The 14,098-nt window shown below is 62.3% G+C and carries 12 protein-coding genes; 6 read left to right on the top strand and 6 right to left on the bottom strand.

The window, feature by feature from the left end:
* Window positions 1-10: 10 nt before the first annotated feature.
* Window positions 11-1,285, bottom strand: coding sequence for an ABC transporter substrate-binding protein (locus AC1RNN_RS10200; RefSeq protein WP_493088707.1), 1,275 nt, complete (start codon window positions 1,283-1,285; stop codon window positions 11-13).
* Between the two features lie 352 nt (window positions 1,286-1,637).
* On the opposite strand from AC1RNN_RS10200, the gene AC1RNN_RS10195 reads away from it, so the two are divergent.
* A complete protein-coding gene (locus AC1RNN_RS10195) occupies window positions 1,638-2,654 on the top strand; it encodes a LacI family DNA-binding transcriptional regulator (RefSeq protein WP_493088705.1) in 1,017 nt (338 codons plus the stop codon).
* A 65-nt stretch (window positions 2,655-2,719) separates the two neighbouring features.
* Here AC1RNN_RS10195 and AC1RNN_RS10190 read toward each other — a convergent pair whose 3' ends face one another.
* From AC1RNN_RS10190 to dnaA, 5 genes are all read right to left on the bottom strand, one after another.
* Window positions 2,720-4,189: a pyridoxal phosphate-dependent decarboxylase family protein gene (locus AC1RNN_RS10190; RefSeq protein ID WP_493088703.1), complete on the bottom strand. Its 1,470-nt coding sequence runs from the start codon at window positions 4,187-4,189 to the stop codon at window positions 2,720-2,722.
* Window positions 4,190-4,193: 4 nt separating this feature from the next.
* Window positions 4,194-4,541, bottom strand: coding sequence for a RidA family protein (locus AC1RNN_RS10185; protein WP_493088701.1), 348 nt, complete (start codon window positions 4,539-4,541; stop codon window positions 4,194-4,196).
* Complete coding sequence (gyrB, locus tag AC1RNN_RS10180) at window positions 4,534-7,128, bottom strand: DNA topoisomerase (ATP-hydrolyzing) subunit B (RefSeq protein WP_493088699.1); 2,595 nt, start codon at window positions 7,126-7,128, stop codon at window positions 4,534-4,536. Before gyrB ends, AC1RNN_RS10185 begins: the two co-directional genes overlap by 8 nt.
* A 95-nt stretch (window positions 7,129-7,223) precedes the next feature.
* The gene (gene dnaN, locus AC1RNN_RS10175) at window positions 7,224-8,330 is read right to left on the bottom strand and encodes a DNA polymerase III subunit beta (protein WP_493088697.1); all 1,107 of its coding nucleotides are present in this window, start codon (window positions 8,328-8,330) and stop codon (window positions 7,224-7,226) included.
* 88 nt (window positions 8,331-8,418) lie between these two features.
* Entirely contained in the window at window positions 8,419-9,831 is a 1,413-nt protein-coding gene (gene dnaA, locus AC1RNN_RS10170) for a chromosomal replication initiator protein DnaA (protein WP_493088696.1), read from the bottom strand.
* Window positions 9,832-10,086: 255 nt separating this feature from the next.
* Here dnaA and rpmH point away from each other — a divergent pair, with 255 nt between their 5' ends.
* From rpmH to mnmE, 5 genes are all read left to right on the top strand, one after another.
* Complete coding sequence (gene rpmH, locus AC1RNN_RS10165; RefSeq protein WP_006299042.1) at window positions 10,087-10,221, top strand: 50S ribosomal protein L34; 135 nt, start codon at window positions 10,087-10,089, stop codon at window positions 10,219-10,221.
* 75 nt (window positions 10,222-10,296) lie between these two features.
* On the top strand, window positions 10,297-10,701 hold the full coding sequence (locus AC1RNN_RS10160; RefSeq protein ID WP_493088694.1) for a ribonuclease P protein component: 405 nt from the start codon (window positions 10,297-10,299) through the stop codon (window positions 10,699-10,701).
* Window positions 10,698-10,970, top strand: coding sequence for a membrane protein insertion efficiency factor YidD (gene yidD, locus AC1RNN_RS10155; protein WP_493088693.1), 273 nt, complete (start codon window positions 10,698-10,700; stop codon window positions 10,968-10,970). Before AC1RNN_RS10160 ends, yidD begins: the two co-directional genes overlap by 4 nt.
* Window positions 10,967-12,673 (top strand): membrane protein insertase YidC, encoded by a 1,707-nt coding sequence (gene yidC, locus AC1RNN_RS10150; protein ID WP_493088691.1) that lies wholly within the window; start codon window positions 10,967-10,969, stop codon window positions 12,671-12,673. The genes yidD and yidC overlap by 4 nt, the downstream gene beginning before the upstream one ends.
* A gap of 18 nt (window positions 12,674-12,691) precedes the next feature.
* On the top strand, window positions 12,692-14,098 hold the full coding sequence (mnmE, locus tag AC1RNN_RS10145; RefSeq protein ID WP_493088689.1) for a tRNA uridine-5-carboxymethylaminomethyl(34) synthesis GTPase MnmE: 1,407 nt from the start codon (window positions 12,692-12,694) through the stop codon (window positions 14,096-14,098).

Genomic DNA, 14,098 nt, shown 5'->3' with positions numbered 1-14,098 from the left:
CTTTGGGTGCTTACTTGACTTGCGAAGCGAGCTGGTTGTGGATGTTTTCCAGCGCCTTCTCGACCGGCAGGCCTTGGGCCAGCGCAGGCAGTTGTGCTGCCACGGCGGCGTCACCTTCGGCGGTGTAGATGCCGTAGTTCACGCTGGGCACCTTGCCCATCCAGTCGCTGAACTGTTGCCACACCTTGGCGCCACCGAAGAAGGGGTCGGCTTCGGAGTAGGCCTTGCCATTGCGGGATGCCAGCAGGGAGCCCACGGCGCCGCGCGACTGCAGAATGGTTTGGTAGAAGTCCACATCCTTGGCGTAGATCTCGTTCAGGAAGTCAGCCGCAGCGGCCTTTTCCTTGCCACTGGAGAGCACGTACCAGCTGGAGCCGCCCAGGTTGGACGCATTCACGGAACCGGGCACGTCCAGGCGCGGTGTGGCGGCCACAGCCCACTTGCCGGCTTGGCTGGCTTCGGCCTTCACCGAGCCGGTGATCCACACGCCGGTGATGACGGAAGCCACATCACCCTTGTTCAGCGCGCCAGTCCACTCGCCCCAGCCAGAGGTGGGCTTGTAGATGCCGGTAGACATGAACTTGGCCTGCACCTGCAGGGCGGCCTTCAGGGCGGGGTTGTTCTTGATGTCGAGCTTGCCGTCCTTGTCGAAGTACCAGCGGCCGGCCGACTGCATCATGATGCGGATGCTGGCGATGTCTTGCGGGTCCATGGCAAACATCTTCTTGCCTGTCTTGGCTTCGACCTGCTTGCCGATTTCGATGTAGCGGTCCCAGGTGATGTTCTGCATGTCCTTGTCGCTGAAGCCGGCCTGCTTGATCAGGTCGCTGCGGTAGTACATGCCGGACACGCCAGTGTCAAAGGGCACGCCGTAGACCTTGCCGTTCAGGGTCATGAGGTTGACCTTGTAGCTGGCAAAACCCTTGTGGTCGACCTTGCCGGACAGGGGCTCGAAAGCGCCGGGGAAGGAGCGCAGGTACTTGGGCGCGTTGTAGTCTTCCACCAGCACGATGTCGGGCAGGGTCTTGGTCACGCCGGAGGCCAGCGTTGTCTGCAGCTTCTGCTCCAGGTCGCCCTTGGCCATGTCCACGATCTTGAAGGTCGTGCCGGGGTGCTTGGCGGTGTAGCGCTTGGCCGCCTCTTGCATGATGGCGATGTTGAAGTTGGGGTCCCAGGCCCAGATGGTGACTTCACCCGCGTGGGCGGCGTGGCTGGCCATCAGGCCGGTGGTGCTGAGGGCCAGGCCGATCATGGCGCTGAGGGTGCTGCGTTTGGCGAAATTCATGGGGTGTTTCCTGTCTCTGTGTCAATGAATGTGATGGGCAAGTGGCGCCGAGTCGAACATCGGGGGCGCCGGCTTGTTGTCTCCGGTAAGCGTGTGATGACGGTAGTCCGACGGGTATCCTTTCCAAAATTTAAGCGTTTAAATTTCTGCGCCGACCTCAGGCCCAGACTTGCCTTGGACGGAGGGGCAACATTTCGAAACCCGCCCAGACACCGCGAAAACAAAAATTTAAGCGGTTAAATTTGGCAATTTTTGGAGTATACCTATGGGAATCCGCAAGCGTGCCACGCCCTAGGGTAAATCCTAGGGTCAGTGCCGCTTCACAATCCTGACCTTTCGGAGCAATGCAAAGATGGCAACCTTGAGCGAAGTCGCACGCCTGGCGGGGGTCACCACGGCCACGGTGTCCAACGTGCTGCGCAACACGCAAAAGGTCAAACCCGCCACGGTGCAGAAGGTGCAGGAGGCCATCGCCGCCACCGGCTACCGGCCCAACCTGATGGCGCGCGCGCTTGCCGAGGGCAAGTCGTCCATGGTGGCGCTGGTGCTGCCCGACATCAACAACCCCTTCTACCCCGAACTGGTGCGGGTGGCGGAGCGCGTGGCACGCCACCGCAACTACTTCCTCATGGTCTGCAACACCGACCAGCGCCCCGACATCGGCTACGCCTATTTGCAGCAGATCGCCGGCACCCTGGCAGATGGCGTGCTGGTGCTCCACGCCGGCATTGGCGAGGAGGAGATCCATGCGCTGCAGACTAGGCGTTCGCCCATCGTGTTGGCCTCGGAAGAAAAGGTGAATCAGGGCGACAACATTCCCCATGTGGTGGTGAACTTCCCGCGTGCGGGCGAGATTGCGGCGCAGCATCTGCTGGAACTAGGCCACCGCAAGATCGGCGTCATCGTGGGCTGCGGCCTGGAAGGCATGCAGGTGGGACGCCTCGAAGGCTTCCGCCAAACCCTGCAGGCCGCCGGCGTAGAACTGCCAGAAACCGCCATCCGCAATGTCAGCGACACCGTGGTCAATGGCCATGAGGCGGCGGACTCGTTGCTGGCCCAGCACCCCGACCTCACTGCTGTGTACTGCACCAACGACCTGCTGGCCTACGGCGCCTCGCAGGCTCTGGCGGACCACGGCATCCGCGTGCCACAGGATGTGTCCCTCATCGGCGTGACCGACATCCAGCTTGCGCGCGACATGCGCCCTGCGCTGACCACCGTGGCCCTGGGCATTGAACAGATTGCCACGCTCTCGGTCAACCTCTTGCTGGATCTGATCGAGAACCCGGCACACCAGCCCACCATCGTCCAAGTGCCGGACCCGGTGCTGGTGGTGCGGTCCTCCACCGGGCCGGTGCGCACCGGTTGATTGCTATCAAAAGAGAAGCTGCCCGCGCAATATTGGCGAGGGCTAAAGCCTGATTTGGCTTGAAATCAACCCGTTGCCAGTCGCTTCGCCGCAGCCTGCAGTACGGCGTCCACCAGTACCGGCACATCCTCGGGCCGCGTGCGGTGGTTGACGAAAGCCGCTCGGATAGCCAGCTGACCGTCAATGCGCGTGGTGGAGGGCACGGCCACGCCGGACTCCTGCACATCAGCCGCAATGTCGGCATTGAGCGCATCCAGGTCCACCCCTGGCGCCCGCACGCGAAAGCACACCACATTGAGCGTGACCGGCGCGAGCCGCTCCAGCTTTGGCTGGGCGTCGACCAATGCGGCGAGCTGTTGTGCCAGCGCGCAGTTGCGCGCCACCACATCGCCCAGCTTGTCCGCGCCGTAGGTCTTGAGCGTCATCCAGACCTTGAGCGCACGGAAGCCGCGTGACAGGTCGGGTCCGAAGTCCGTAGGCCAGGGGTGGTTGCCCGCCATGCCGCGGGTGCTGCGCTGCAGGTATGAAGGCTGACTGGCAAAGGTGGCTGCGTGCAGGGCCGCGTCGCGCACCACGATGCAGCCCGCGTCATAGGGCACTTGCGCCCATTTGTGGAAATCAAAGGCTACCGAATCGGCCTCGCTCAGGCCCTGTACCAGCGGGCGTTGCGCGGGCGAAAGCATGGCCAGTGCGCCATAGGCCGCGTCGGCGTGGAACCACAGGCCCTCACTGCGCGCCAGCGCAGCCAGGCCCGGCAGGTCGTCCACCGTCCCCGTGTCCACAGTGCCCGCGCTGCCAACCACCATGAAGGGCTGCAGACCGGCAGCACGATCCGCAGCAATGCGGGCGCGCAGAACATCCATGTCCATGCGGTGCTGCGCGTCCAGCGAGATCAGGCGCAGCGCATCGCTGCCCAGGCCGGCCATGTCCATGGCGCGCGCCACACAGTTGTGCGCCTCCACCGAGGTATAGGCCACCAAGGGCCGGCCTTGCAGGCCAACACGGCGCACGTCCGTGCCGAGCGCACGCGTGCGCGCCACCAGCACGGCAATCAGGTTGGCCATTGAAGTGCCTGTCACCAGCACCCCGCTGGCGCCGGCCGGAAAGCCCAACATCTCGGCTGCCCAGCGAATCACCTGGCGTTCCACCTCGATGGGCGCATGGTCGCGCCCACCCAGATTGGGGTTGGTGGCCGCGGTCAATATTTCAGCCAGCATGCCCACGGGATTGCCCCCGCCCTGTACCCAGCCCATGAAACGCGGGTGGATATTGCCGCTGCCATAGGGCTGGACCAGGGTCTGGAAATCCTCATAGACGGCGGCCAGATCGCCGGGCTCGGTGGGCAGCGTGCCTGTGCGCAAGGCCTGGCGTGCCACCTCGGGCATGGGCTGCCACACGGGCGCTTCGCGCAGGCCTGCGAGCATGTCCACCATGTCGTCCAGCATGCGGTGGCCCATCTGGCGCACCGCGTCCCAGTCGGTCGGGTCCAGGCTGTCGGGTGCCGCCTGGAAGGGCGTGGGTTGGGACGCGTTCATGGCGTCAGGCCACGGCCGCGGTAAACGCAATCTCCAGCAGGTAATCCGGGCTGGCCATCTCTGCGCTCACGCATACCCGCGCGGGCGCACAACCCTCGGGCAGCCAAGCCTGCCACACAGCGTTGAAAGCCGCACGGTCACCCATGTGCTTGAGGTAGATGGTGGCCATCAGCAGGTGGCGCTTGTCCGTCCCCGCCAAGCCCAGCGTGCGCTCGGCCTGCGCCAGCAGCGCCTGCGTTTGCGCTTCAATGCCAGTGCCGCTCTCGGGCACTTCGACAAAATAGGCGGTGCCGTTATGGACGACGGCGTCGGACCATTGGGCAGCGGGGTTGATGCGCTGGATATCAGACATCGATGTTGCCGGCGCGCAAGGCATTCGTCTCGATGAAGTCGCGGCGTGGCTCCACTTCGTCGCCCATGAGCATGGTGAACACACGGTCGGCTTCGATGGCGTCGTCGATCTGTACCTTGAGCAGGCGGCGCACCGTGGGGTCCATGGTGGTTTCCCAGAGTTGCTCGGGGTTCATCTCTCCCAGGCCCTTGTAGCGCTGACGGCTACTGGTGCGCTCGGCTTCGCCAATGAGCCAGGCCATGGCTTCGCGGAAGTCGGAAACCTTTTCTTCCTTCTGCTTCTCGCCCTCGCCGCGCATCACGCGTGCGCCTTCGGAGAGCAGGCCGCGGAAGGTGTTGGCGGCTTCAGCCAGGGCCGCGTAGTCGGCGCCGTGCACAAAGTCTTGCGTCAGCACGCTGCTCTTGACGTTGCCATGGTGGCGGCGGCTGATGCGCAGGATGGGTTTGTCGGTGCGGGCGTCGAACTCGCCGGCCACCTCAGCATCCGGCAGCTTGGCCTGCAGCGCGGCGGCGCTGGCTTCGGCGTCGGCCACGCTGTCGAGGTTGAGCACCACGCCGTCAGCCACAGCGCGCAGGGCGGCAGCGTCCATGAAGTTCTGCAGGCGCGCGATGACAGCCTGGGCCAGCTGGTGCTTGCGCGCCAGTTCGGCCAGGGTGTCACCGTTGATGGTGGTGCCATTGGGGCCGCCGGTGAACACGGAGGCATTGACCAGGGCAATGCGCAGCAGGAAGCCGTCGAGCTCGGCCGGGCCTTGCAGGTAGAGCTCTTCCTTGCCGTTCTTCACCTTGTACAGCGGCGGTTGCGCAATATAGATATGGCCGCGCTCCACCAGCTCGGGCATCTGGCGGTAGAAGAAGGTCAGCAGCAGGGTGCGGATGTGGGCGCCGTCCACGTCGGCGTCGGTCATGATGATGATGCGGTGGTAGCGCAGCTTGTCGACGTTGAAGTCGTCATTGCCGGTGCTGCCACCGGCCTTGCCGATGCCGGTGCCCAGCGCGGTGATCAACGTGAGGATTTCGTTGCTGGTGAGCAGCTTTTCGTAGCGCGCTTTTTCCACGTTCAGGATCTTGCCGCGCAGCGGCAGGATGGCCTGGAACTTCCGGTCACGGCCCTGCTTGGCGGAGCCGCCGGCGGAGTCACCCTCCACGATGTAGATTTCGCAGAGCGCGGGGTCTTTTTCCTGGCAGTCGGCCAGCTTGCCGGGCAGGCCCATGCCGTCGAGTACGCCTTTGCGTCGGGTCATTTCACGCGCCTTGCGCGCGGCTTCGCGCGCACGGGCGGCTTCGACGATCTTGCCGCAGAGAATCTTGGCGTCGTTGGGGCGCTCTTCCAAGTACTCGGTCAGGGCCTTGGCCACAATGTCTTCCACCGGAGCACGCACTTCGGAGCTGACCAGCTTGTCCTTGGTCTGGCTGGAGAATTTGGGCTCGGGCACCTTGACCGACAGCACGCAGCACAGGCCTTCGCGCATGTCGTCGCCAGACACTTCCACTTTGGCCTTCTTGGCCAGCTCGTTTTGCTCGATGTACTTGCCGATCACACGGGTCATCGCCGCGCGCAGGCCAGTCAGGTGGGTGCCGCCGTCACGCTGGGGGATGTTGTTGGTGAAGCAGAGCACGGACTCGTTGAAGCCGTCGTTCCACTGCATGGCGACTTCGACGCCAATTTCGGTGCCGGGAATGCCGCCGTAGGTGTCTGCCGGGCGAGCGCCCGTAGCGTGGAAGGCATTGGGGTGCAATACCTTCTTGTTGGCATTGATGAAGTCCACAAAGCCCTTGACGCCGCCCGCGCCGGAGAAGTCATCTTCCTTGCCGCTGCGTTCGTCCTTAAGGCGGATGCGCACTCCGTTGTTGAGGAAGGAGAGCTCGCGCAGGCGCTTGGCCAGGATTTCGTAGTGGAACTCGTTGTTCTGCTGGAAGATGTCGGTGTCGGGCAGGAAGTGCACCTCGGTGCCGCGCTTCTCGGTCTGGCCGGTGACGCGCATGGGCGAGACCTCCACGCCGTCCACGGTTTCCAGCAGGCGGTTCTGCACAAAGCCGCGCGAGAACTCGATCTGGTGCACCTTGCCATCGCGGCGCACGATCAGGCGCAACCATTTGGAGAGCGCGTTCACGCAGGACACGCCCACGCCGTGCAGGCCGCCCGAGACCTTGTAGCTGTTCTGGTTGAACTTGCCGCCCGCGTGCAGCTCGGTCAGCGCGATCTCGGAGGCCGAGCGCTTGGGTTCGTGCTTGTCGTCCATCTTCACGCCGGTGGGGATGCCGCGGCCGTTGTCGGTCACGCTGATGGAGTTGTCGGAATGGATGGTGACAACGATGTCGTCACAGTGGCCGGCCAAGGCTTCGTCGATGGAGTTGTCCACCACTTCGAAGACCAGGTGGTGCAGACCGGTGCCGTCCGAGGTGTCGCCGATGTACATGCCGGGGCGCTTGCGCACCGCTTCCAGGCCTTCGAGGATCTGAATCGAATCCGAGCCGTACGCGTCCGTGGCACCCGCCTGGTTGGTGTCAATGGGGGGCTGCGAACTGGAGCCGGCGCCGTTGTCCGCGTTCTGGGGGGTGGAATCCGGCTTGTTTTCTTCCGTCATGGCGTACTTCTCTTCGAAAAATCTCAATCTCTTGAATGACCAAACCCCCGAAGGCCGGGGGTTTGATTGCGTGGGCAGCTACTGTTTTTGTAGCGTCAGATTCTCATGGGCATCACGACGTACTTGAAGGTCGCGTTGTCGGGAATGGTGATCAGCGCCGAGCTGTTGCCGTCCGACAGCTCCACTTTCACCATCTCCTGGCCCATATTGCCCAGGGCATCGATCAGGTAGGTGACGTTGAAGCCAATCTCGATGCTGTCACCGCCGTAGTCGATATCGAGCTCGTCCACGGCCTCTTCCTGCTCGGCATTGTTGGACGCCACACGCAGGCTACCGGGGTCAATGTTCAGGCGTACGCCCTTGAACTTGTCGCTGGTCAGAATGGCAGTGCGCTGCAGCGTCTTGAGCAGGGCTTCGCGACCTAGCGTGATGCTGTTCTTGTGGTTCTTGGGGATGACGCGGTTGTAGTCAGGGAACTTGCCTTCCACTAACTTGGTCACGAACTCCATGCCGTCAAAGGTGAACTTGGCCTGGTTATTGGCAAATTGCATTTCGATCGCGCCTTCAGCGTCGCTCAGCAGGCGCTGCAGCTCGATCACGGTCTTGCGCGGCAGGATGACTTCCTGCTTGGGTACTTCCACATCCAGCGTGGCGGAGGCAAAGGCCAAGCGGTGACCATCGGTCGCGACCAAGCTCAGTTGCTTGCCTTCGGCCACGAACAGAATGCCGTTGAGGTAGTAACGAATGTCGTGCACCGCCATGGCGAAGGACACCTGGCTGAGCAGGTCCTTCAAAGTTTTTTGCGGCACGCTGAACACGGGGCCAAAGCTGGCCGACTCCTGCACCAGCGGGAAGTCTTCGGCCTGCATGGTTTGCAGCGTGAACTTGCTCTTGCCGCCCTTGAGGATGATTTTGCTCTGGCTGGACTCCAGCGACACGGTTTGGTCGCCGGGCATGGTGCGCAGGATGTCGATGAGCTTGCGCGCGCCGATGGTGGTCGTGAAGTTGCCAGTGTCGCCACCGAGGTCGGCGGTGGTGCGGATCTGGATTTCCAGGTCGCTGGTGGTCAGCTGGATGGAGGTGCCCGTCTTGCGCAGCAGCACATTGGCCAGGATGGGCAGCGTATGGCGGCGCTCGACAATACCGGCCACGGACTGGAGAACCGATAGAACCTTGTCTTGCGTTGCCTTCAATACGATCATGTCAACCTCTTTGTGAAACTTACGACCAATCCCACCATTTTCCCCTTTTTTTGATAGCAACTTGCGGGGCTGGCGGGTGTTTTTACATTCATCCCTTCAGGGTCTGCTCCAGCACATGCAACTGCTGGTTCAGCTCGGTGAGCTGCTGGCGTTCGCCCCCAATCTTGCGCACCGCGTGCAGCACCGTGGTGTGGTCCCGCCCGCCAAACAGCTCGCCGATCTCGGGCAGGCTTTTTTGGGTCAGTTCCTTGGCCAGGTACATGGCAATCTGGCGCGGCCGCGCAATGCTGGCGGGGCGCTTCTTGCTGTACATGTCGGCGACCTTGATCTTGTAATAGTCGGCCACCGTCTTCTGGATGTTTTCCACACTGATCTGGCGGTTCTGGATGGAGAGTAGGTCGCGCAGCGCTTCGCGCGCCAGCTGGATGGAGATTTCCTTCTGGTTGAAGCGTGAATAGGCCAGGATTTTGCGCAGAGCCCCTTCGAGTTCGCGCACGTTGGAGCGCACATTCTTGGCCACGAAGAAGGCCACTTCCTCGGGCATTTCCGAGCCCTCGGCGCGCGCCTTGTTGATCAGAATCGCCACACGCATTTCCAGCTCGGGCGGCTCGATGGCCACGGTCAGGCCCGAGTCAAAGCGCGACACCAGACGCTCGTGGATGTCGGTCAGACCCTTGGGGTAGGTGTCCGAAGTCATGACGATGTGCGATTTCTTGGTCAGCAGCGCCTCGAAGGCGTTGAAGAACTCTTCCTGGGTGCGGTCCTTGTTGGCAAAGAACTGCACATCGTCGATCAGCAGCAGATCCAGCGAGTGGTAGCGCTCCTTGAATTCGTCGAAAGTCTTGCGCTGGTAGGCCTTAACCACATCAGACACAAATTGTTCTGCATGAATGTAGAGAACTTTGGCGCCCGGTTTGTCAGCCAGCAGGCGGTTGCCTACCGCGTGCATCAAGTGGGTCTTGCCTAGGCCCACGCCGCCATAGATGAACAGCGGGTTGTACAGATGGCCGGGCATGCTGGCCACGTGCATGGCTGCAGCGCGCGCCATGCGGTTGGCCGTACCTTCAACCAGACTGTCAAAGGTCAGCAGGCTGTTGAGCCGGTTCTTTGGGCCGCCGCTGACGCGGTCTTCGCCGACTTCCACCTCGTCCACCGCTGCAGGCACTTCCGCTACGCGGGCAGGAATAGCCGTTCTGACAGGGGCTTCACGAGGAGTGATCGCTAACTCAATTTGCACCGGCTGACCGTAGAGTTTTTCCAGCAATGCGGCGATGCGCTGGCTGTATTGGGCGCGCACCCAGTCGAGCTTGAAGCGGTTGGCCACGAAGATGGTGGCCTTCGACATGTCGTCATGGATCTGCGCGGCCAGTGGCTTGATCCAGGTGTTGAACTGCTGCTCGGGCAGTTCTTGGGCAAGCTGATCCACGCAGCTCTGCCACAGGCTCTGCCCGAGTTCCTGGCTATTCGTGTCTGTGGTTGTGGGGGGGAGTCCCTGGGTCATTCTGGGGGGGTCAGCTTCTGTGGATAGTTATAGCTTGCTGCGCGCGGGATTGTAATTTATCAAGACTTTATCCACATTCTGGCGCGGTGGTGGCACATCTTACAGTGCTGCACGCTTTGTGCGCGCTAAGGTGTTGCCGCAATTCAGAAAGTTTGCGATAATGCCGGGTTCCCCTGATTGTGTTCGGGGCGAGTAGTCCGACATTCGTGCTTTTTGTAGGCACGGGTCCCAACTGAGCCTATTAGGAAAATTGACATGAAACGCACTTACCAACCCTCCAAAATCCGCCGCGCCCGTACCCATGGCTTTCTGGTTCGCATGAAGACCCGCGGTGGCCGCGCCGTGATCAACGCACGCCGCGCCAAGGGCCGCAAGCGTCTGGCCGTCTAATTCGCGCGAATTCGGCACACCGGGGCAAGGCGCCTGTTGGTCCCTGCTGATTCGCTTCATGCCGGCAACGCTGTGGTGCGGCGCCTTCAGACCCGTGCCCAGTTTCAAGCGGTGCTTGGCGGGATGACTGTGTCCAAAACAGCCCACTTCGCCTTGCACGCCCGTGCCCTGGCCTCAGCCTCCGATGCGTCGGGGGCTTTGTTGTTTGTGGAGCCAGTTGCCTGGCTGGGCGCCATGGTGCCCAAACGCTGGGCCAAGCGCGCCGTGACGCGCAACGCCATCAAGCGCCAGATCTACAGCCTCAGCGAGGCGCTGCCCCAAAGCCTTGAGCCACATGCCCATGTGGTGCGCCTGCGTTCGGGCTTTGACCGGACCCAGTTTCCCAGCGCGAGCTCGGAAGCCCTGAAGGCCGCCGTGCGCCAGGAGTTGCAGCAGCTGTTTGCGCGCGCGCGTCTGCCAGCTTCGGGTGCCACACCATGATGCAATCTGCACTCATGGGCGTGGTCAAGGCCTACCGCCTGCTGCTGAGCCCCTGGCTGGGATCGGCCTGCCGTTTCGAGCCCACCTGTTCCGCCTATGCCCTGGAAGCCTTGCAAACCCATGGCGCGGCGGCCGGTTCTTACCTCACGGTTGCGCGGCTGGCGCGCTGTCACCCCTGGTGCGATGGGGGACATGATCCGGTTCCGGCAGAATCCCCCCGGCTGTTTGGCCGTCTGATTTCCTCTCCTTCTGAAAAGAAAACTTCATGAACGATATTCGCCGCACCATCCTGTGGGTGATCTTCGGCTTTTCCATGGTCCTGCTTTGGGACCAATGGCAAGTCCACAACGGCAAGAAAGCGACCTTCTTCCCGGCACCCGTGCCGCAACAGGCCGCCGCTGCCAGCGATGCGCCGAAGACTGCTGCGTCGGCTGCTGCCTCCCCGGCCGCTGCTGCGAGCGCCAATGCTGCGGCACCCGCCGCCGCACCCGCGTTGCCCAAGGAGCGTTTTGAAGTCAGCACCGACGTGCTCAAGCTCACGCTGGACACCGAAGGTGGCACCTTGGTGCGTTCGGAGCTGCTGAAGTACGCCGAGACGGACAACAGCGCCAAGAACGTGGTGTTGCTGGACGATGGCAAGGATCGCCTGTACCGCGCCCAAACTGGTGTGGTGGCGACCAAATCGGGCGACAGCTTCCCCACGCACACCACGGTGATGGCGGCCTCTGGTCCTCGCACCCTGGCCGAAGGTCAGGACGAGATTGCCGTCAAGTTCACTTCGCCCGAAGTCGGTGGCCTCAAGCTCATCAAGACCTACACGCTGCGCCGCGGTTCCTACGAGATCGCCGTCAAGCACGAGCTCGTGAACACCTCGGCGGCTCCCATCGTCGCGCCCCAGGTCTATCTGCAGCTGGACCGCGATGGCACCAGCCCGCCCGGCGGCTCGTCCTTCTATTCCACCTACACCGGCCCGGCCGTCTACACCGAAGCCAAGAAATTCCAGAAAGTGGAGTTCTCCGACATCAAGAAGGGCAAAGCCGACTTCGAGACCAGCAGCAGCAATGGCTATATCGCCATGGTGCAACACTACTTTGCCAGTGCATGGCTGTTGCCCGAGGGCGTGAAGCGTGAGATCTCGGTGAAGGCCGAGACGCTGAACACATCTGTGCCGGACTGCTGCTACCAGATCCGTACCCTGACGCCCGTGGAGTCCATCGAACCCGGTGCCACCAAGGCCGTGGATGCCACGCTGTTCATGGGCCCGCTGGAAGAGAAGAAGCTGGAAGTGCTGGCCCCCGGCATGGAACTGCTCAAGGACTATGGCCGCGTGACCGTGCTGGCCAAGCCCCTGTTCTGGCTGCTCGAAAAACTGCACAGCTACATCCTCAACTGGGGTTGGTCCATCGTGGCCCTGGTGCTGCTGCTCAAGGTAGCTTTCTATTGGCTCAATGCCAAGGCCTACGCCAGCATGGCCAAGATGAAGGCGATCAACCCGCGCATCATGGAAATGCGCGAGCGCCTCAAGGACAAGCCGCAGCAGATGCAGCAGGAGATGATGAAGATCTACCGCGAGGAAAAGGTCAACCCGATGGGCGGCTGCTTTCCCATCCTGATTCAGATTCCGGTCTTCATTGCGCTCTATACCGTGTTGCTGTCTTCCGTGGAAATGCGCAACGCGCCCTGGATCTTCTGGATCCACGATCTGTCGTCCAAGGACCCGATGTACATCCTGCCCATCGTGATGACCCTGACCACGCTGCTGCAGACTGCATTGAATCCCGCACCGCCGGACCCCATGCAGGCCAAGATGATGTGGATCATGCCGCTGGCCTTCAGTGTGATGTTCTTTGCGTTCCCGGCCGGCCTGGTGCTGTACTGGATCACCAACAACATCCTGTCTATCGCGCAGCAGTGGATCATCAACACCCGCATGGGCGTACCACCCCAGTTCAATCTGCCCAAGTTCAAGTAAGCAGGACGGGGTAGCCTTGTGCTGACACGCCAGAGCGACCCCATTGTGGCTGTGGCCACGGCCCCCGGACGGGGTGCCGTGGGTATTGTCCGGCTCAGTGGCAAAGACCTTTCGGGCTTTGTCCAGGCCCTGCTGGGCCGCAGTCTGCGCCCGCGGGAAGCCACCTACTTGCCGATTCCCGACGCACAAGGCCAGCCCCTGGACCAGGGGCTGGCCTTGTACTTTCCGGGCCCCCATTCCTTTACCGGCGAAGACGTGCTGGAATTACAGGCCCATGGCGGTGCCGTGGTACTGCAGCTGCTGGTCGCGCGCTGCCTTGAGCTGGCGGCACACAGGGTGGCAGCTACCGGCCCAGCCCTGCTGCCCGGCCTGCGCATTGCCGAGGCCGGCGAGTTCTCCCAACGTGCCTTCCTTAACGGCAAGATCGACCTGACCCAAGCCGAGGCCATTGCCGACCTGATCGATGCCAGTACCGAGGCGGCTGCACGAAGCGCGACCCAGTCGTTGGCGGGTGCTTTCTCCAAACAGGTGCATGGCTTGCTCGACGCCCTGGTACATCTGCGCATGCTGGTTGAGGCCACGCTGGACTTTCCTGAAGAGGAAATCGACTTCCTGCAAAAGGCCGATGCCCAGGGCCAGCTGCAGCGCCTGCAACAGACCGTACAGACCGTGCTGCAACAGGCGCGCCAAGGCGCGTTGCTGCGTGAAGGCATCACGGTGGTGATTGCCGGGCAGCCCAATGCCGGCAAGTCTTCACTGCTCAATGCGCTGGCCGGGGCCGAATTGGCCATCGTCACCCCGATTGCTGGCACCACGCGCGACAAGGTGCAGCAGACCATACAGATCCACGGCATTCCCATCCATGTGGTGGACACGGCGGGCTTGCGCGATAGCGAGGACGCGGTGGAGCAGATTGGCATCGCGCGCGCGTGGGCCGCGATCGAAGCGGCGGATGCTGTGCTGTTTCTGCACGATCTGACCCGCCTGCATGCTACTGAATACATAGCTGCTGACGAAGATATTACGCGGGCCCTGGCCCAAAGACTCTCTAAATCCATCCCGATTATCCATGTCTGGAATAAATCGGATGCCGCGCAGATCGTTGCCCCTGCGGAGGGCGTGGTGCTGTCCGCCAAGATGGGGCTGGGGCTGGAAACGCTGCGTGAACGCCTGATGGAGGCTGCAGGCTGGCAGCCTGCAGCCAGTGGCGGTTTCATGGCCCGGGAGCGCCACCTTCAAGCCCTGCGAGAGGTCGATGTCCATCTCGTGGAGGCGCATGTCCATTTGGCTGACGCTGCGGGAGCACTGGATTTGCTGGCCGAAGAGCTGCGGCTGGCACAGAACGCGCTCAATCGCATCACGGGCGAATTCAGCTCGGATGACTTGCTGGGCGTCATCTTTTCCAAGTTTTGCATTGGCAAATAG

The organism is Rhodoferax sp. GW822-FHT02D07 (assembly GCF_058802405.1).
This window is presented reverse-complemented; position numbering and strand designations above follow the sequence as displayed.